This is a genomic window from Neoroseomonas lacus (assembly GCF_014644535.1).
In the GTDB taxonomy this organism is placed as follows: domain Bacteria; phylum Pseudomonadota; class Alphaproteobacteria; order Acetobacterales; family Acetobacteraceae; genus Neoroseomonas; species Neoroseomonas lacus.
In genome coordinates this window covers 52,635-70,964 of the sequence record NZ_BMKW01000011.1, presented here as the reverse complement: position 1 = coordinate 70,964, position 18,330 = coordinate 52,635, and the positions used below count along the sequence as shown (strand labels likewise).

Annotated in this window: 19 protein-coding genes and 1 pseudogene; 11 read left to right on the top strand and 9 right to left on the bottom strand. The window is 69.1% G+C overall.

Annotated features, from left to right (window positions below):
- Window positions 1-471: 471 nt before the first annotated feature.
- From IEY36_RS21130 to hemF, 3 genes are all read right to left on the bottom strand, one after another.
- Window positions 472-2,721, bottom strand: coding sequence for a xanthine dehydrogenase family protein molybdopterin-binding subunit (locus IEY36_RS21130; RefSeq protein ID WP_229681470.1), 2,250 nt, complete (start codon window positions 2,719-2,721; stop codon window positions 472-474).
- Window positions 2,718-3,170: a (2Fe-2S)-binding protein gene (locus IEY36_RS21125; RefSeq protein ID WP_188970538.1), complete on the bottom strand. Its 453-nt coding sequence runs from the start codon at window positions 3,168-3,170 to the stop codon at window positions 2,718-2,720. The genes IEY36_RS21130 and IEY36_RS21125 overlap by 4 nt, the downstream gene beginning before the upstream one ends.
- A 96-nt stretch (window positions 3,171-3,266) precedes the next feature.
- Window positions 3,267-4,154 (bottom strand): oxygen-dependent coproporphyrinogen oxidase, encoded by an 888-nt coding sequence (gene hemF / locus IEY36_RS21120; protein ID WP_188970536.1) that lies wholly within the window; start codon window positions 4,152-4,154, stop codon window positions 3,267-3,269.
- Window positions 4,155-4,560: 406 nt separating this feature from the next.
- Here hemF and petA point away from each other — a divergent pair, with 406 nt between their 5' ends.
- The 5 genes and pseudogenes from petA to IEY36_RS21090 all read left to right on the top strand — a co-directional run bounded on the left by petA (window position 4,561) and on the right by IEY36_RS21090 (window position 8,997).
- The gene (gene petA, locus IEY36_RS21115) at window positions 4,561-5,106 is read left to right on the top strand and encodes a ubiquinol-cytochrome c reductase iron-sulfur subunit (RefSeq protein WP_188970534.1); all 546 of its coding nucleotides are present in this window, start codon (window positions 4,561-4,563) and stop codon (window positions 5,104-5,106) included.
- Window positions 5,107-5,116: 10 nt separating this feature from the next.
- Window positions 5,117-6,385: a cytochrome b gene (locus tag IEY36_RS21110; RefSeq protein ID WP_188970532.1), complete on the top strand. Its 1,269-nt coding sequence runs from the start codon at window positions 5,117-5,119 to the stop codon at window positions 6,383-6,385.
- Between the two features lie 2 nt (window positions 6,386-6,387).
- Complete coding sequence (locus IEY36_RS21105; RefSeq protein ID WP_188970530.1) at window positions 6,388-7,155, top strand: cytochrome c1; 768 nt, start codon at window positions 6,388-6,390, stop codon at window positions 7,153-7,155.
- A 137-nt stretch (window positions 7,156-7,292) separates the two neighbouring features.
- A pseudogene (locus tag IEY36_RS30750) lies at window positions 7,293-7,910 on the top strand (acetyl-CoA hydrolase/transferase C-terminal domain-containing protein).
- A 181-nt stretch (window positions 7,911-8,091) separates the two neighbouring features.
- On the top strand, window positions 8,092-8,997 hold the full coding sequence (locus IEY36_RS21090) for a hypothetical protein (protein ID WP_188970526.1): 906 nt from the start codon (window positions 8,092-8,094) through the stop codon (window positions 8,995-8,997).
- A 6-nt stretch (window positions 8,998-9,003) separates the two neighbouring features.
- Here IEY36_RS21090 and IEY36_RS21085 read toward each other — a convergent pair whose 3' ends face one another.
- Window positions 9,004-9,390, bottom strand: coding sequence for a RidA family protein (locus IEY36_RS21085; protein ID WP_229681469.1), 387 nt, complete (start codon window positions 9,388-9,390; stop codon window positions 9,004-9,006).
- A 5-nt stretch (window positions 9,391-9,395) separates the two neighbouring features.
- A complete protein-coding gene (locus IEY36_RS21080) occupies window positions 9,396-9,572 on the bottom strand; it encodes a DUF4169 family protein (protein ID WP_188970522.1) in 177 nt (58 codons plus the stop codon).
- A 47-nt stretch (window positions 9,573-9,619) separates the two neighbouring features.
- Here IEY36_RS21080 and IEY36_RS21075 point away from each other — a divergent pair, with 47 nt between their 5' ends.
- Window positions 9,620-10,273: a dienelactone hydrolase family protein gene (locus IEY36_RS21075; protein ID WP_373290340.1), complete on the top strand. Its 654-nt coding sequence runs from the start codon at window positions 9,620-9,622 to the stop codon at window positions 10,271-10,273.
- Window positions 10,274-10,562: 289 nt separating this feature from the next.
- On the opposite strand, the gene IEY36_RS21070 is transcribed toward IEY36_RS21075, so the two are convergent.
- A complete protein-coding gene (locus IEY36_RS21070; RefSeq protein ID WP_188970518.1) occupies window positions 10,563-11,531 on the bottom strand; it encodes a Bug family tripartite tricarboxylate transporter substrate binding protein in 969 nt (322 codons plus the stop codon).
- A 197-nt stretch (window positions 11,532-11,728) separates the two neighbouring features.
- Between IEY36_RS21070 and tsaB the strand changes: the two genes are divergently transcribed.
- Together tsaB and IEY36_RS21060 are read left to right on the top strand one after the other, a co-directional pair.
- The gene (tsaB, locus tag IEY36_RS21065; protein ID WP_188970516.1) at window positions 11,729-12,400 is read left to right on the top strand and encodes a tRNA (adenosine(37)-N6)-threonylcarbamoyltransferase complex dimerization subunit type 1 TsaB; all 672 of its coding nucleotides are present in this window, start codon (window positions 11,729-11,731) and stop codon (window positions 12,398-12,400) included.
- Window positions 12,397-12,861: a GNAT family N-acetyltransferase gene (locus tag IEY36_RS21060; RefSeq protein WP_188970507.1), complete on the top strand. Its 465-nt coding sequence runs from the start codon at window positions 12,397-12,399 to the stop codon at window positions 12,859-12,861. The genes tsaB and IEY36_RS21060 overlap by 4 nt, the downstream gene beginning before the upstream one ends.
- On the opposite strand, the gene IEY36_RS21055 is transcribed toward IEY36_RS21060, so the two are convergent.
- Window positions 12,830-13,075 carry a sulfurtransferase TusA family protein gene (locus tag IEY36_RS21055; protein ID WP_188970869.1) on the bottom strand — a complete coding sequence of 82 codons (246 nt, stop codon included), beginning with the start codon at window positions 13,073-13,075 and terminating at the stop codon, window positions 12,830-12,832. The two genes, IEY36_RS21060 and IEY36_RS21055, sit on opposite strands and share 32 nt — an antisense overlap.
- A 105-nt stretch (window positions 13,076-13,180) precedes the next feature.
- On the opposite strand from IEY36_RS21055, the gene IEY36_RS21050 reads away from it, so the two are divergent.
- From IEY36_RS21050 to IEY36_RS21040, 3 genes are all read left to right on the top strand, one after another.
- Complete coding sequence (locus IEY36_RS21050) at window positions 13,181-13,606, top strand: MucR family transcriptional regulator (RefSeq protein ID WP_188970505.1); 426 nt, start codon at window positions 13,181-13,183, stop codon at window positions 13,604-13,606.
- Between the two features lie 326 nt (window positions 13,607-13,932).
- Entirely contained in the window at window positions 13,933-14,433 is a 501-nt protein-coding gene (locus tag IEY36_RS21045; protein ID WP_188970867.1) for a Fur family transcriptional regulator, read from the top strand.
- Complete coding sequence (locus tag IEY36_RS21040; protein WP_188970503.1) at window positions 14,430-15,236, top strand: GNAT family N-acetyltransferase; 807 nt, start codon at window positions 14,430-14,432, stop codon at window positions 15,234-15,236. The genes IEY36_RS21045 and IEY36_RS21040 overlap by 4 nt, the downstream gene beginning before the upstream one ends.
- Here the strand turns inward: IEY36_RS21040 and IEY36_RS21035 are convergent.
- Together IEY36_RS21035 and IEY36_RS21030 are read right to left on the bottom strand one after the other, a co-directional pair.
- On the bottom strand, window positions 15,209-16,114 hold the full coding sequence (locus tag IEY36_RS21035) for a DMT family transporter (protein ID WP_229681468.1): 906 nt from the start codon (window positions 16,112-16,114) through the stop codon (window positions 15,209-15,211). The two genes, IEY36_RS21040 and IEY36_RS21035, sit on opposite strands and share 28 nt — an antisense overlap.
- Window positions 16,115-16,868: 754 nt before the next feature.
- Window positions 16,869-18,323, bottom strand: a complete 1,455-nt coding sequence (locus IEY36_RS21030) for an amidase (protein ID WP_188970499.1) — start codon at window positions 18,321-18,323, stop codon at window positions 16,869-16,871.
- Window positions 18,324-18,330: the final 7 nt, after the last annotated feature.

The window sequence follows — 18,330 nt, the reverse complement described above, 5'->3', positions numbered from 1 at the left end:
ATTCCCGAAATTGTTGGGCGGGCAATCCAGCATGGGCGGCGGGCGGGGGCCAGGGGTGTGTCACGCGCGTCGCGGTCGGAACCGGGACGGGCTCTGCCCCATTGGCGCGAAGATTGGAGGGGCGTTGCCCCTCCAAGCCACCCCATCAAAGGCCCGAGGCCTTTGGAAACCGATACCTGGCTCAGTGCATGACAGGCTGGACGGGTACCCGAAGGAACGCCCGTGCCCGGCACGGCCTTCACGAATGGACTCGACCGCCCCGGCCCAGCACCTGGTATTGAGCGGGGCGGGCACGCCGCGCGAACGAGCGATGCGCTGCGCCCGATACCGGGGCGGGGCATGGTGCCCGACCGCCCTTCACCACGCCGCCGTTGCCTCCATGCCCCAAACCCGGTTCCGGCGGTCCAAGGTGCCCGGCACCCTGGCGGGGTGAGGTTTGGAGAGGGGCGGCGCCCCTCTCGAATTGCCAGATCAAGCCCCCGACAGCCGTGTCCGCCCAAACGGCATGCTGCGCAGCCGCTGCCCGTTCAGTGCAAAGATCGCATTCGCCACCGCCGGCGGCACCCCCGGCGTCCCAGGTTCGCCGATCCCGCCCATCGGCGCGCCGCTTTCGATGACGCGCACATGCACCCGCGGCATGCGGTCGCGTCGCAGCACGCGGTAGGTGTCGTAGTTGCGCGTCGCCACCTCCCCGCCCTCGAAGCGGATCTCCTCGGACAGTGCCGAGGACAGGCCGATCGCGGCTGCCGACTGCACCTGTTCGGCGATGGTACGCGGATTGACCGCGCGGCCGGGGTCGATCGCGACCCACAGATCATGCACCACAACTTCCCCATCGCTGACGGAGACCTCGGCGATGGTCGCGACCTCCGTGCCGAAGGGCGAGGCCATCGCCACGCCGCGGGCGCGCCGCGTGCCATCAGGCGCGTCGAAGGGCCCGCTCCGCCAGCCGCCGGCCAGCTCGGCCACGCCGCGCAACAGCGCCTGGTGCCGCTCGCTGTGCGAAACCAGCGCCAGGCGCAGCGCGAAGGGGTCCTGCCCGACGGCGCCAGCGACCTCGTCGAGGAAGCTCTCGAAGAAGAAGTCGTTCATCGAATGCCCGACCGACCGCCAGAAGCCGAGATTGACCCCCGGCGGATGCGGCACCGGCACGAATTCAATCCGCTTGGTGGCGAAGCGATAGGGCTTGCCCGTCAGCCCTTCCATGATCGACCCGTCGATCGGCGGGTTGCCCAGCCCGCCGCTGCCGAAATGCCGCGTGATTGGCCCCTCGCCATAGCCGGCGGCCTGGAAGGCGACGATCTGCCCGGCCGCGTCCAGCCCGGCGCGGAAAGTGGCGAAGGTGAGCGGGCGATAGGCGTCGCGGGCGAATTCCTCCTCGCGGCTCCAGATCACCTTCACCGGCCGGCCGGTGGCCTTGGCCAGCAGGATCGCCTGCGGATGCGCATTGCCCGAGCCATAGGCGAAGTGCCGGCCGAAGAAGCCGCCGAGCGGCGGGGAATGGAGCCGCACCTTGTCGGTCTCGATCCCCGCTACGCGGGCAGCACTGGCCTGGAACAGGTCCGGCGCCTGGTTCGGCACCCAGACATCGAGCGTCCCATCGGCGTTGAAGCGCGCGGTGGCCGAGGGCGGCTCCATCTGGGCATGGGCGAGGTAGGGCGCGTCATATTGGGCCTCGATGACGCGCGCCGCGGCGGCGAAGGCGGGGGTGACCTCGCCGGCTTCCTCGGCGGTGTTGCCCTGGGTGCCGGCGGCGGCCTTGAGTCGGCCGAGCATCGCCTCGGCGGTGAAATCCGCCTCCATCACCGGGCCCTGCAGCGCCTGCCAGGCTACCTGCGCCTGCGTCACCGCGCTTCTTGCGCGCCACCAGCTATTGGCCACCACCGCGACCGCCCCGGGCAAGCGATGCACCGAGTGCACGCCGGGCAGCGCGCGCAGCGCGTCCTCATTGGTCACCGCGGCGGGTCCCGCGCCGGCGCGCGGCGCATGCATCACCGCGGCGAGCAGCATGCCCTCGACCGTCACGTCGATCGCATAGGTGACCTTGCCGGTGGAGCGTTCCCGCACCCCCAGCCGCGGGATGGGCTGGCCGATCACACGGAAAGCGGCGGGGTCGCGCAGCGGCGGATTGGCCGGCGGCGCCAGCAAGGCCGCCGCCGCGGCGAGTTCGCCATAGGTCAGCTCCCGCCCGCCCGGCTGGATGACGCGCCCGGCTGCCGTGGTCAGCGACTCGGCCGGCACGGCGAGCCGCTCGGCGGCTGCGGCGACCAGCATCGCCCGCGCCGTCGCCCCCAGGGTGCGGAAATGCGCGAAGGAGGAGCGCACCGAGAACGACCCGCCGGTGAAGCGCCCATTGCCGCCCTGCATCACCCGGTAATCCTCGCCGGGCGGGGCGCAGGTGACGGAGAAGGCGGCCGGGTCGGCGTCGAGTTCCTCGGCGACGATCTGCGCGATGGCCGAATCGATGCCCTGCCCGCCCTCAACGAAGGGGTTCTGCAACTGCACCGTGCCGTCGGGCATGATGCGCAGATAGGCGGCGACCTTGCCGGCATGACGCAGCGCGGCCCCCTGCGAGCCCTGCGCACGCGGGGCGCGGAGCGGAATCGCCAGGCCCAGGAACAGCCCCGCCCCGGCCGCGGCGAAGATGCCCCGGCGCGACAGGTTGACCGGGCGGCCGGGCGGCATCGCCCCGCGCAAGGCCGCCGCGAGACCGCCGCTCACAGGCTTGCCCCGGCGAGGGTGATGGCCTCGGCGATGGCGTTGTAGGTGCCGCAGCGGCAGATATTGGTCATCGCCTCACGGATCTCGTCGGGCGTCGGCTTCGGCGTGGTGGCGAGCAGCGCGGTCGCCGCCATCACCTGGCCGGATTGGCAATAGCCGCATTGCGGCGCCTGGGCGGCGACCCAGGCCTCGACCACCTTGGCGCCGACCGGATGCGCCTCGATCGCCTCGATGGTGACGATGGGCTGGCCGACCGCCGCCTCGACCGGCAGGGAGCAGGATCGCGTCGCCTGCCCGTCCACCAGCACGGTGCAGGCGCCGCATTGGGCGATGCCGCAGCCATATTTCGTGCCGGTCAGGCCGAGTTGTTCGCGCAACACCCACAACAGGGGCGTGTCGGCTTCCACCTCGACTTGGCGAACGGTGCCGTTGACGGTCAATTCAATCATCGTCACCCCTTGTCATGGCGCGTTGGTGGCGGAGATGGGGTCGCAGGCCGCCGCCGGAAAGCCCGGACGATGCGCAGCCGCCCCGGCGAGATCGATTCAGGGCCAGGCCACCTCCGGCGGCAGCGACATCAGGATCGCCTCCACATTGCCGCCGGTCTTAAGGCCGAACAGCGTGCCGCGGTCATGGATCAGATTGAATTCCACGTAGCGGCCGCGGCGGATCAGCTGCTGCCGGCGTTCCTCCGCGGTCCAGGCCTCGCGCATGCGGCGGCGGACGATGGCCGGATATGCCTCGAGGAAGGCCAGGCCGACATCCCTGGTGAAGGCGAAATCCGCCTCGATCCCGTGGCCCGGCGTGCGGTCGCCTAGCCAATCGTAGAAAATGCCGCCCAACCCGCGCGGTTCGTTGCGATGCGGCAAGAAGAAGTACTCGTCGCACCACTGCTTGAAGCGGGGGTAGTAGGTCGGGTCCGCCTTGTCGCAGGCGGCCTTGAAGGCGGCGTGGAAGACGGCGGCGTCCTCGGCGGCCTCGGCGCTGTCGGGGAACATCGGCGTCAGGTCGCCGCCGCCGCCGAACCAGGCGCGGCTGGTGACAATGAAGCGGGTGTTCATATGGGCGGCCGGCACGCGTGGATTGCGCAGATGCGCCACCAGCGAAATGCCGGTGGCCAGGAAGCGCGGATCCTGGTCGGCACCGGGGATCTGCTTGCGGAATTCGGGGGAAAACTCTCCAAAGACGGTCGAGACATTGACGCCGACCTTCTCGAACACCCGCCCCCGCATCACCGACATCACGCCGCCGCCGCCTTCCGCGCGGGTCCAGGCGGTGCGCTCGAAGCGGCCGGCCGGCAGGTCGCGATGCGGGCCGGAGGCGAGGTCGTCCTCGATGGACTCGAACTCGCCACAAATCCGGTCGCGCAACAATTCGAACCAGGCGCGGACCGGGCCGAGCTGGGGGTGGTCCACGGGGGCGACGGCGGTCATGGTCCACTCCTGCGCTGCGATGGCCACGCTGCCCGCGCGGCCGTCTCCGCTGCCTCGCATCGCATCCGCGGCGCCGGACGAAAAGCCCATGCACCGTGTCGGAGGATGATTTCCCTCGCGTCAGGGGTGCCGCGCTTGATACCGATCAGGGAAGCGGCCCCTCCGGCCTCGCGCTGAGGCACGAAAAGCATACCGTTTGGCCATCTTGCATGTCAGGACCGCGCGTGGTGGTCGTGCCATGGACACCCCGCCGGACCGCCCCTTATAAGGTCGGCCGCGCAGGGACGGCAGCGTGTGTGGCTGCGCGCCTGCCTTGAGCTGCTTTACGGGCGCCACGTCGGCGCCCGGTTCGGGTTGATGCGGCCGGCTCCGCCCCTCGGCGTGCCGGCGGAAGGGATGGTGAGGCATGGCGGATAGTGGCGAGGCCACCGCGGCAGGCGAAACGCCGCGGCGGGACTTCCTGAATCTGGTGACGGCGTCCTTCGCCGCCGTGGGCGTCGGCGCCATCGCCTGGCCCTTCATCAATTCGATGCAGCCGGCGCGCGACGTGCTCGCCTTGGCCAGCACCGACGCGGAACTCGGCCCCATCACGGTGGGCCAGGCCGTCACCATCATGTGGCGCGGCAAGCCGATCTTCATCCGCCACCGCACCCCCAAGGACATCGAGGAAGCGCGCGCTGTCCCGATGGGCGACCTGAAGGACCCCGCGACCGACCAGTCGCGCGTCCAGAAGGAGCAGTGGCTGGTCATGATCGGCATCTGCACGCATCTGGGCTGCATTCCGCTCGGCCAGAAGCCGACCGACAACAAGGGGCCGTATGACGGGTGGTTCTGCCCCTGCCATGGCAGCGCCTATGACACATCGGGCCGCATTCGGCAGGGACCGGCGCCGCGGAACCTCGACATTCCGCCCTATGCCTTTACCTCCGACACCAAGATCCGGATTGGCTGAGGGCGAGACGATGGCAAGCGGCCTGCACAATAGCGACATTCCCAACCCCGTCCTGCGCTGGATCGACCAGCGCATGCCGGTCTTCACCATGATGCAGAAGGAGTACGGCTCCTTCCCGACGCCCCGGAATTTCAACTACTTCTGGAATTTCGGCGCTCTCGCCATGGTCAACCTGATGATCATGATCGCCACGGGCATCTTCCTGGCGATGCACTACACGCCGCACACCTCCATGGCCTTCGATTCCGTCGAGCGCATCATGCGCGACGTGAATTTCGGCTGGCTGCTGCGCTACGTGCACGCCAATGGCGCGTCGATGTTCTTCATCGTCGTCTACATCCACATCTGGCGCGGCCTGTACTACGGCTCCTACAAGGCGCCGCGCGAACTGCTGTGGATGCTCGGCGTCGTCATCTTCCTGCTGATGATGGCCACGGCGTTCATGGGCTACGTGCTGCCCTGGGGCCAGATGTCGTTCTGGGGCGCGACCGTCATCACCAACCTGTTCTCGGCCTTCCCGCTGGTCGGCGAATGGATCGTGACGTTGCTGTGGGGCGGCTTCAGCGTCGACAACGCCACGCTGAACCGCTTCTTCTCCCTGCACTACCTGCTGCCCTTCGTGATCGTCGGCGTCGTCTTCCTGCACATCGTCGCGCTGCACATCACGGGCTCGAACAACCCACTCGGCATCGAGCCGAAGGGCCCGCAGGACACCCTGCCCTTCCACCCGTACTACACGGCGAAAGACAGCTTCGGCCTGGTAATCTACTTCATCGTCTTCGCCGTGCTGGTGTTCTTCATGCCGAACTATCTCGGCCACCCGGACAATTACATCCCGGCGAACCCGCTGGTCACGCCCGCGCATATCGTGCCGGAATGGTACTTCCTGCCGTTCTACGCGATCCTGCGCGCAGTGCCGGACAAGCTCGGCGGCGTGCTGATGATGTTCGGCTCGATCGCGCTGCTCTTCGTGCTGCCCTGGCTCGACAGCTCGCCGGTGCGCTCGATGCGCTTCCGCCCGATCGCGCGCATCGCCTTCCTGCTCTGGACGGTCTGCTTCTTCGTGCTGCTGTATTGCGGCGGCAAGCCGCCCGAAGAGCCCTTCGTCACCGTGAGCCGCTTCGCGACCGCATACTACTTCGCGTATTTCCTGGTGATCCTGCCGCTGCTCTCGCGGCTCGAAAAGCCGCTGCCGCTGCCCGAGAGCATCTCGCGCGCCGTCCTCGGTGGCGGGCCGCTGCCCGCCGGCGCCGCGGCGAAGCCGATGGAGAAGGCCTGACCATGCTGCGTACTTCGCTCAAGGCCCTCGCCATCGTCGGTGGGCTGATCCTCGCCGCTCCGGCCGCCCATGCGGCCGGAGAGACCGTCCACATCCCGAATGCCAATTTCAGCTTCCAGGGCATCTTCGGCACCTATGACCGCGCCAGCGCCCAGCGCGGTTTCCAGGTCTATTCGCAGGTCTGCGCGGCCTGCCACTCGATGCAGCTGTTGTCGTACCGCAACCTCACCGAACTCGGCCTGACGCCGGCGCAGGTCGCGGCCATCGCCTCCCAGGTCCAGGTGCAGGACGGGCCGAACGACGAAGGGCAGATGTTCGAACGGCCGGGCCGCCCGTCCGACCGTTTCCACAGTCCCTTCCCGAACCCGCAGGCGGCCCGCGCGGCGAACAACGGCGCCCTGCCGCCGGACCTGTCGCTGATGGCCAAGGCGCGTGAGGGCGGCGCGAACTACATCTACGCCCTCCTGACCGGCTATGCCGACCCGCCCGCCGGCATGGTGATGGGCGATGGCATGAACTACAACCGCTACTTCGCGGGCAATCAGATCGCCATGGCGCGGCCGCTGAACCCGGACCAGGTGGAATACGCCGACCATACCCCGGCCACGGTCGAGAACATGGCGCATGACGTCGCGACGTTCCTGCAATGGGCCGCCGAGCCTGAGCTGGAAATCCGCCGCGCCATGGGCGTGAAGATCGTCATCTTCCTGACCTTCCTCGCCGGCATCGCCTATGCGGTGAAGCGCCGGGTCTGGGCGAACGCGCACTGAACGGGGTGCGCCGCCCTCGGGTGGCGCGGCCCCTTCCCGGCAGCGGGTTCGGAACGGCGGGTCAGGTGGGCAACCACCGCCCGCCGTTTTGCTGTTCAGCGCCCCGCGTGGCTGGCTGACCGGGCGGATGACTGCGCATGTCCCGTGAAGCGCCGGCGCCCCACAAGGCCGGCACGCGTCGAACAGGTCGCCATGCATGCAGCCCGAGGTCGCGCGCCGCATCTCGGCGTCCGAGCCGGCGCCGCTCCTTCGGTCCGGCGACTGGTTCGACGACGGCGTCGGCTTCAATCGGCCCGACAGCTTCGACCAGGACCAAGGCGACCGACAGCGCCGCCCTCGGCAGCCATGTGCTCTACGACACGGTGCGCGACAAACCCGACATCGTTGCCAGCAGTGGCCACGTGGTGGCAATCGACAACACGACGCAGATCAACCTGCAGGGCCAAGCGGCGTCGGAGCCGGATGGCCACCGACATATCAGCGGCACCGGCGGGTAGCTGCAGTTCATCCGCGGCGCCGATGCCTCGGAGGGTGGCAAGCCGTTCATCTGCCTGGCCTCGACCGATGAACGCCCTGGCGCGCACAAAGGTCGGATGGTGATCGACCCGACGCCCGACACCATCATGACGACGCTGCGCACGGTCATGATGTTCGTCGTCGTTGAAAACGACATCGCGAATTTTACGGGAAAATCAGCACCGGAGCGCGTAGTGGGCCTCTACAATTCCCGTATCCCGACTATCGTGATTGTGTGATTCGCAAAACACGAGAGAAAGGCCAGCTTCGCCGATCCTGCTGACAGGAAGGCCCGGCGATACCCGGGTCGCCTCCCTGAGACGATCCCCGCAAGCGCCAGCCGGCCCGACCGTGACCTTGCCCCGAGGGCGGACGACGCGCAGCGCAACCATGCCCTCTACGACCAAGAAGGTCACATCGATGAACCACGCTCTCTCGCGCCGCCACCATGTCATCGCCGCAATCATCGCCGCCGGGGTGGGCGTGCCCGCCGCGGCGGTGGCGCAGGACCATGCCGCCCCCGCCGTCCCGCAGCACGCCTTCTACCTGGGTGTCGGCGGCAGCGCGAACCTCGCGAATTTCGGCACGCAGGACGTCTACGCCGTCGGCACCTCTGACGTCTTCCGCGACGGGGCGCGCATCTCCAGCGGCTCGGCAGCCGGGCCCGGCAGCGTCGGCATGGGCACCGACACGGCGATCGCCCCGGTCGTGCAACTCGGCTATTTCCAGCGCTTCACCGACAGCGCCTGGCTGTGGGGCGCGAACCTCAACTACACCTACCTGAACGCCTCGGCCTCGGTGCAGAACGCCCGCATCCCGCAGGCCGGGTCCTACACGCCGACCGGCAGCAGCACGCCGGTGCCCTTCACCGGCAACGCCATCGTGCAATCCTACCAGACCGAGGTCACCCACCAGGTCGCGCTGATGCCGTTCATCGGCCATGCCTTCGATGCGGGCGGCTTCGTCTATCTCGGCGCCGGGCCCACCCTGTCGCGCATGAGCACCAAGCTGAACGGGCTGATCGGCTTCGCCGACACCAACGGCACCCGCAGCGACATCTCCGGCGCGCCACAGAATTTCGGCACCGAGGGCTGGGTATTCGGTGGCGCCGCCATGCTGGGCGTGACGCTGTTCTTCGACGCGTCGTGGTTCGTTGATGTGCGCTACACTCTCTCGGCCACGCAGCGGCAGACCGGCAATTACGCCAGCACCTTCTCGAACCCGAACGGCACGGACGGCACGCTCATCAACGGCACGCTGGTGGGTTCGTCCGCCGGCCGGCTGGTGAACCAGGGCATCGCCTTCACCATCAACCGGGGCTTCTGACCCACCTCACGGCCGCCGGGCGACCGCCTCGACCTCGATCAGCGCACCGCGCACCAGCGCGGTGACGCCGATGCAGGTGCGCACCGGTCGGCCGCCCTCGGGCAGCGCGGCGGCATAGGCGGCGTTCATCGCCGCATAGTCGCGCTCGAACGCCGCGAGATACACCCGCACCGACACCAGGTGCTCGAGCCCCAGCCCGAGCGCCCCCAGCGCGCGCGCCAGGTTGCCCATGGTGCGCGTCGTCTGCGCCGCGATGCCTACGGGCAGCGGCGCCTCCGGGTCGTCCAGATCGCGCGGGAACTGCCCGGTCAGGAAGACGAAGCCATCTGCCTCCACCGCATGGGATGATGGCGAGACGGAAGGCGGGAAGCCGGGCAGCAGATGGTGGCGCACGCCGCTCATTCCTCCTTCTTCGCGCCGTCCAGCAGCGCCTTGCGGCGCGCGGCCGCCTGCGCGTCCTGCGTCTTCTCGGCCTTGCTGCGTCCATGCTTCACCCGGTTCGCCGCGGCATCCGCCTGCGCATCCTGGCGGGCCCGCGCCTTGCGCAGCTTGTTCAGGTTGACGATCTCGCCCATGCGGTGAGGATACGCCGCCTCACCCCCAAGGGAAGACGCCCATGCCCATGATCTCGCTGACAGCCGCGGATGGCCATCGCCTGTCCGCCTATCGTGCCGGCCCACAGAACGCCGCCCGCGCCCTGGTCGTGGTGCAGGAAATCTTCGGCGTGAACCACCACATGCGCAACGTGTGCGAGAGCTTCGCCGCGGAAGGCTACGCCGTCATCGCCCCCGCCTTGTTCGACCGCGTCGGCCGCGGCATCGAACTCGGCTACGAGGCCGCCGACGTCGCGCAGGGGCGCGAACTGCGCGGCAAGATCGATGACGGGCACACCATGCTCGACATCCTCGCCGCTGCCGCCGCCCTGCCGGCCGGGGTGAAGCGCGGCATCGTCGGCTATTGCTGGGGCGGCACCATCGCCTGGTTCGGCACAACGCGTTCCAGCGCCTTCTCTGCCGCCTGCGGCTGGTATGGCGGTGGCATCGCCGGGGCGAAGGACGAGAAGCCGCGCTGCCCGGTCCAGCTGCATTTCGGCGAAACCGACGCCTCCATCCCGATGACCGATGTCGCGGCAGTCAAGGCGGCGCAGCCCGGCGTGGAGATCCACGTCTATGGCGGCGGCCACGGCTTCGGCTGCGACGAACGCGGGTCCTATGTGAAGGCCGACTACGAGCTGGCGCAGAAGCGGACGCTGGCATTCTTCGGCAAGCATCTGTGATGTGGGAGAACGGAGAGGGGCTCTGCCCCTCTCCGGACCTCACCCCGCCAAAGGCCTAAGGGCCTCTGGACACCAATACTTGGCGTTGGGCCTGGCGGGCCTGCCAAAAGGGAAAAGCCGCGGCGGGCACAATACCTGTCAGTACGCCTAGTACCGGGCGAAGCGCGCGCTCTGGTCCCGAGAAACCCGACCCCCTGCCCAACACCACGTGCGAGGTTTCCAAAGGCCTTAAGCCTTTGGTGGGGTGAGGTCCGGAGAGGGGCGACGCCCCTCTCCGGTTCCGCCCCGACTACTGCGGCTGCACCCCCGAAGCCCGCGCCGCCGCCCCCCATTTCTCCATCTCGGCCTGGACGAAGGCCCGCATTTCCTCCGGCGTGTTCGAGACAACCTCCGCCCCCAAGGTCTTGTGCCGCTCCACCACCGTCGGGTTCCGCAGCGCGGCGCGGATATCGGCGTTGAGCTTCGCCAGCACGGGCGCGGGCAGGTTGGCCGGCGCGATGATCATGCCCCAGGTCGCCGCCTCGAACCCCGGCAGGAAGGCCTCGCCGAGCGTCGGCACGTCCGGCAGCTGCGGACTGCGCTGCGCCCCGGTGGTCGCCAGCGCCTTCAACGCGCCGGACTGGATATGCGGCAAGGCCGCGGGCACCGTGTCGAACATGATGTTCACCCGGTTGGCGATCAGGTCCGGATGCGCCTGGGTGCTGCCGCGATAGGGCACGTATTCCAGCGTGATCCCGGTGCGCTGCGCGAACAGCACCGGGGCCAGCCGCACCACGCCGCCGGTGCCGGCGAAGGTCACCCCCGGATGGGCCTTCGCATAATCCACCAGTTCCGCCGGCGTGCTCGGCCCGAAGGCACGCGGCGCGCACAACACCAGCGGCGTCGAGGTGGTCTGCGTCACGAAGGTGAAGTCGCGCATCGTGTCGTAGGGCAGCTTGTAGAAGGCCGCATTCACTGGATGGCCGACCGAGACCAGCCCCAGCGTGTAGCCATCCGCCGGGCTGCGGGCGACAACCTCGGTGCCGATCACGCCATCGGCCCCGGCGCGGTTCTCGACCGGCACCGGCTGGCCCCAGGCGGTCGAGAGCGGGTCCGACAGCAGCCGCGCCGTGATGTCCGACACCCCGCCCGGCGTATACGGCACGATGATGCGCACCGCACGGCTCGGCCAGGCGGCCTGCGCCCCGGCGCGGTGACCAATGACCAAGGCAGGCGCCGCTAGCACCCCGGATCCGAAAGCGCGCCGCGTGACCATCATGATGTTTCCTTCCCTGGACTTGATGCTGTCCTTGCCGCCATCGTGACCCGTTCATTGGCGCGACGAAAGAGGCCGATGTCCGGCCGCATCCCAGCACGGCTCACATTCGCGCTGGCGCGCTGGATCGGCGCCTGCACCGCATCCTCGCCCGATCGGGTGATTTCACCCGGACCGGAACTGCTCTAAAGCCGCGCCGCATGAGGATTCTCGCCATCGAGGGCGCGCTCGCCTGCTGCTCCGTCGCCCTGCTGGCCGATGGCGCGGTGCTGGCGTCCCGGCAGGCCGAGGCTGCGCGCGGCCACCCCGCCCTGCTGCCGCGTTTCGTCGCGGAGGTTCTCGCCGAGACAGGCCTCGCTGCCACCGCGCTCGATGCCGTGGCGGTCGGCGTCGGCCCGGGCGGCTTCACCGGCCTGCGCGCGGCCATCGCCCTGGCGGAGGGCCTGGCCCGGGCCGCTGGCAAGCCCCTCATCGGCGTGACCACCGGCGAGGCCCTCGCCGCCGCCCTGCCCGCCGGCGCCGCGGCCGGCCGGGCGATCTGGGCCGCCATCGACAATCGCCGCGGCCGCGTCGTGCTGGAGTGCTTCGCCCCGGGCAGCCTGCTGCCCGCCCCGCCAGTCGTCGCGCCGCTCGACGCGCTGCCGGCCGCCGCCGCGCCGGTCCTCCTCCTCGGTGACGCCGCGGCGGCCGTGGCCGGCCTACTCGCCGCGCGCGGCGACGCCGTCGAGGCCCGCCCCGGCCTGCCCCTGGCCGATGCCGTCGCCCGCGTCGCCGCCCGCCGCCATGCCGGCGACCTGCCCACGCGCGGCGCCGCCCCGCTCTATGCCGAACCGCCGGCGGTCAGCGCACCGAAAGCCGGCCCGCCGGCATGACGATCCGCCCGGTCGGCGCCGAATCGGCGGCATTGCTGGCCGCGCTGCATGCCGAGGCCTTCCCGCCGGCCGACCAATGGGGGAAGCAGGCGATCGCCCTGCTACTCGAATTGCCGGGCCATGTCGCGCTGCTGGCGACGCGGGGCGAGGCGCCGCTCGGCTTCATCATGGGCCGCATCGCGGCGGACCAAGCCGAGATCCTGACCCTCGCGGTCCTGGCCGAGGCCCGGCAGGCGGGGCACGGCCGGGCCTTGATGCAGGCGCTGGCGGCCGAGGCCGCGCGGCGCGGCGCGACCGAACTGTTCCTGGAAGTCGCCGAGACCAACCGCGCGGCCCGTGCGCTCTATGCGGGGCTGGGCGCGACCCAGGCCGGCCGGCGCCGCGCCTATTACCCCGACGGCGCGGATGCGCTCGTCCTGCGCCTGGCCCTCAGCCGCCCCGGCGAAGCAGCAGGCGAGTAATGCCGGCAGGCTCATCGACCTGGGCGAGAATGGCGTGCCCCTGCTCGACGGCAGTGCGTGGGACGTTGCGCCGCGGCTCTTCGCCGGACAGCAACACTTCAAGGACTTCACCCGTCGAGAGACGATCAAGTGCCAGGCGGACCCGAACAAACGTCATCGGACAAGTCTCACCCGTTATGTCTAGGGTGGAATTGGCCGTTGTTTCTTCACCCATCGACGTAGAATTTTCTCGTGTCATCGAATTCACTCCAGTGGCAATTGCCGGCACCGCACAGCACAGCTAGAAATGCCCCTGTTTCGGTTCCAGGGGGCATCAACAATGGCTGAATCCAATCTTCATGGCGAACTTCTGGGTCTAACGGCCCAGATTGTCTCTGCCCATGTCTCGCACAACCCAGTACCGGCCGCGGAACTTCCCGGCCTTATCCAGGAGGTTTTCCGCACGCTGGCGGGCGTCGGCAGCCACCCGGCGCCAGAGCCCGAACGGCCGCAGCCGGCTGTGCCGATCAAGAAGTCCATCACGCCGGGCTACCTGATCTGCCTCGAGGACGGCAAGAAGCTGAAGATGCTCAAGCGGCATCTCAAGACCTCCTACAACCTGTCGCCGGAGCAGTATCGCGAGCGCTGGGGCCTGCCCGCCGACTATCCCATGGTCGCGCCCGACTACGCTCGCCATCGGTCCTCGCTGGCCAAGAAAATCGGTCTGGGCACGACGCCGCGCGCTCGCGGCAAGACCAAGGGCTGAGGTTCCGCCCCCCCGGGAACTCGGCCAGGCCGGATCCCGGCCGGGCGCTCGGTCATGGCAGGCGACGACCTGACTGACATGACGTATCGGCAAGGGTTCCGGTCGCCAAGGCGACCGGATACCGTCCGCGGCCCGTCACGGGACGCGGCCTGCCGAGCCGCATGGGGGCGATCACAGCACCGTGCGGCATGGTATGGCCACGCGCCGTCACCCCATATGGCGACCAGCAACCGTCTTGCCTTGGCTGTGGCCTGACAGGGCCGCCGGGATTATGGTCCGCGACCGCGCCGGATCGGCGCATGACAGATCGGGGAACCGACCACCGCATGGAGAGCCGCATCCAGGCCCGCCCGCCGAACCAGGACCACACGCCGTCCCGGATCGAACAGCTTTGCATCGAACGCGGCCTCAAGATGACGGGGCAGCGCCGGTTGATCGCGCGCGTCCTCAGCGAGGCCGAGGACCATCCGGATGTCGAGGACGTCTATCGCCGCGCGCTGGTGCTCGACAACAAGGTCTCCATCGCCACCGTCTACCGCACGGTCCGCCTGCTCGAGGAAAAGGGCATCCTGGAACGGCGCGACTTCGGCGGCGGCCGCGCCCGCTACGACCCGGCCGACCGTGGCCACCACCATCATCTGATCGATGTGGATACCGGCACGGTGATCGAATTCGCCGACGAGGAATTCGAGGCGCTGGCCCGCATCCTGGCGCGCAAGCTCGGCTTCACCCTGGTCGGGCAGCGGCTCGAACTGTTTGGCCGCCGCATCGAAACCAGGGCAGCCGAGCCACCGGCCAAGCGCCCCAAAGCCGGGCGTGACTCGTGAACGACAGTGACGACCCCGGTTTCGGCGAACTCCGTTCCGGCAACCTCGGAGTACGCCTGGCGCGGGATGCCGACGAGATCGATGCCGTGCAGGCGCTACGCTACCGCGTCTTCTACGAGGAAATGGGCGCCCATGCCGATGCGGCGACGGCCGCCAGCCGGCGCGACCGCGACGAATTCGACGCCGTGGCCGACCATCTGCTGGTGCTGGACCACGACAAGGGCGAGGGCGCCAAATCGGTCGTCGGCACCTATCGGCTGATCCGCCGCGGCGCCGCGGCCCGGCTCGGCCGCTGGTATTCGGCCGCCGAATACGACATCTCGCGCATCCTCGCCGTCGAGGGCGAATTGGTGGAATGCGGGCGATCTTGCGTCGATGCCGCCTATCGGACGCGCGGCACACTGCAACTGCTCTGGAGCGGCATCGCCGCCTATGTGGCGCGGCACCGAATCGCCATCTTGTTCGGCTGCGCCTCCCTGCCCGGCACCGATCTCGATGCGCTGGCCGACGAGCTGACCTATCTGGCCTCCCATCACATGGCGCCGGAAGCGATACGCCCGCGCGCCCTGCCCGACCGCTATGTCGAGATGATGCGCAAGGACCCCGCCACCATCGAAACGAAGCGCACGCTCGTCGGCCTGCCGCCGCTGATCAAGGGCTATCTGCGACTTGGCGGTTTTGTCGGCGAAGGGGCGGTGATCGACCCGCAATTCAATACCACCGACGTCGCGGTCCTGGTGAAGACAGACCTGATCACCGAGAAGTACTCGAAGCACTACCAGCGCAAGATCCGCGAAGCATAGGCCAGCGGCCGGCCGTCGATCGCCGCGAGGCCCAGCCCGATCAGCGCCATCCCCAGCAGATGGCACGGCGCCAGCGCCTCCCCCAGCACCAGCGTGCCGAGCAGGATGGCGCTGACCGGGATCAGGAAGGTGACCAGCAGCAGGTTCACCGCCCCAGCCAACGCCAGGATGCGGAAATACAGGACATAGGCCAGCGCCGTGGAGAGCCCGGCCAGGCCGAGCACCGCGGCCACCGTCGCGCCGGAGGGCGCCGGCAGCGCCCAGGGCCGGTCCACCGCCAGGGCGAGCGGCAGCATCATCAGCGCGGAGGCCGTCACCTGGCCAAGGGCCGCCTGCATCGGCTGCACCCCGATGGCGCGGAACCGCCGCCCGAACACCCCGGCGACGGCATAGGACAGGGTCGCGGCCAGCATCGCGACCGTGGCCAGCCCCGCCGCGGGCGCCCCACCCAGGACATCCACCCCCATCATCGCGGCGACGCCGGCCACGCCGAACAGCACGCCCGCCAGCTTGCCCGGCGTCGCCTTCTCCTCGGTGGTCAGCGCATGGGCGACCAGCACGGTCCACAGCGGCGTGGTGGCGTTGAGGATCGCCGCCAGGCCTGAGGGCAGCGTCCGCTGCGCCCAGACGATCAGGGTGAAAGGGATGACATTGTTGACCAGCCCCATCACCGCGATGGCGCGCCAGGCCCGGCCGCCGCGCGGCGGTGCCACGCCCAGCATCGGCAGCGCGGCCCACAGCATCATGGCGGCGAGCGACACGCGCAGGGCGACGAGGGTCAGCGGCGGGATCTCCGCCACCGCCACGCCGACGAAGAAGAAGGACCCGCCCCAGAGGACGGAAAGTGCGACGAGCAGGGACCAGGCGAGGAAGGACATGGCGATGTGATGAGGCATCGCGGGGGGCGAGGGTAGTCCGGGGATTGCGGTGGTGCGGCGAAAGGTCAGAGGGGCGTCGCCCCTCCGAACCTCCCCACCAAAGGCCTAAAGGCCTCTGGATACATCGAGCCGCCCTCGAAGACGGATGGCGCTGGAATTTGATAAATGTTCATGATATGTTTCAGCCGTCCTGGGGGCGCATTGCGCCTGCGGCGGATTTGGCGACATGGCTTGGCGTTCGACGGCGCCCGCGCAATGCACGCTGGAGCATTTTCCGGTCAGATGGCACCGACCCGCACGCCCACCCAACGACAGTATCCTGGATGGGCAGCCGGGTGGGCGTGCGGGCCGGTGCCGCTTCGGCGTGAACGGAAAGCGCTCCAACCCTTGGATTGAGCGGCGGTCATCACGTGCCTGAATGATTCCACCACGCGCGATCCGCCTTGGAGCGTGATTGGTTCGCGTTGGCTCCCCCATCAAGCTCCGACCTATTGCCTGATCGCGTGATTCAGACCTCCGATGCATTCGCACATGCGGCCATCACGCTCTAAAAGTCTAAAATCCTAAAATCTCAAAATGTTTATTATCAACAATTTAGGCCGTCTCTAAGCCTGCCGGCGCGTCGTGCCGAGGCAGCGCCGGGCCGCGCATCCCACCCGCCGGGCAAGGCACCAGAAGACGGCACTCCAAAGGGCCCAGCCCTTTGGCGGGGTGGCTTGGAGGGGCGGCGCCCCTCCAACCTTCTGTCCCCGCCTCACTCGTACGGCGGCACCACCCCCGGCTTCGGGTCCAGCGGCAGCATCCGGTCGAGCCCGGTCAGCCGCTCGAACAGCGCCGCCACCTGCAGAGCGCGGCCATCCTGCCGCGGCGGAGCGACCACCTGCAGCCCGACCGGCCGCCCATACTGGTCGAACCCGCAGGGAACCGCGACGGCCGGGCAGCTCGCCATGGTCGCGAAGGCGTTGATCAGCGACCCGCCCATGTAGTTATCCAGCACCTTGCCGCCGATCTTCTCCGGCGCCCGCAGCATCACGTCGAAGGCAGGCGAGGAAGCGCCTGGCGTGACCAGCACGTCGCAGCGCGCGAAGATGTCGCGCATCGCCCGGAAGAAGCGGGCGCGTTCATGCTCCGCCCACGCGAGGCGGGAGGGTGTCTCGGCCAACCCACGCTCGGTCTGCCAGATGATGTCGGGCTTCAGCAGGTCGCGCTTGGTGGCGAGCAGTTCCTCCCGATCCACCACGAAATGCTGGCTGCGCAGCACCAGGAAGGCCTCGTTCAGTGCGCCGAGATCGGGGAAGACCTCCTCGATCTCGATGCCCAGGGCCTCGAAGCGACGGACTTCCTTCGCGCAGATCGCCGCCATCTCGCGGTCCATCGCCATGGTGCCGCCGAAATCGGCGGTGAAGGCGATGCGCAGCGGCTTCTCGCGCTCGGCGGCGGCAACCGCCTCGACGAAGGACCGCGCCGGCGCGTCATAGGTCATCGGGTCGTCGATATCCCAGCCGGCCATGGTGTCGAGGAACAGCGCGAGGTCGGGAATGTTGCGCGCCATCGGCCCCTGGACGGAGAGCGGCGACCACAGATCCTCCTGCGCCCCGCGCGTTACGCGCCCGGGCGAGGGCCGCAGCCCGACCACCGAGCAATAGGTCGCCGGCCGCCGCAGCGAGCCGCCATGGTCCGACCCATGCGCCAGCCAGACCTCCCCGGTGGCCAATGCGACGGCGCCGCCACCGGTCGACCCGCCACAGGTCAGCGAGGTGTTCCACGGGTTGCGCGTGCGGCCGAACACCTCGTTGAAGGTCGACCCGCCGGCGCCGAATTCCGGCGTGTTGGACTTGGCGATGACGATGCCGCCGCGCCGCTCGATGCGCTCGACGATGGGATGGCTGCGCTCGGGGACGTAGTCGGCGAAGATCGGGCTGCCGAAGGTGGTCCGCACGCCGCCGACCTCGGTGAGATCCTTGATGGCAACAGGCAAGCCGGCGAGCCAGCCGGCTTCGCCCTCCCCCTCGCGCCGCTGGCCGTTCATCAGCGCGCGGGCGTGGTCCCGCGCGCGGTCGAGGCACAGCGTCGGCAGCGCATTCACAGCCGGATCCACCGCTTCGATGCGCGCGGCGGCGGCGTCGATCAGGTCGAGAGGTGAGACCTCGCGCGCGCGCAATTTCGCCACCGCCTCGGTGGCGGTGAGGCGGATCAGGTCATGGCTCATGGGGCGT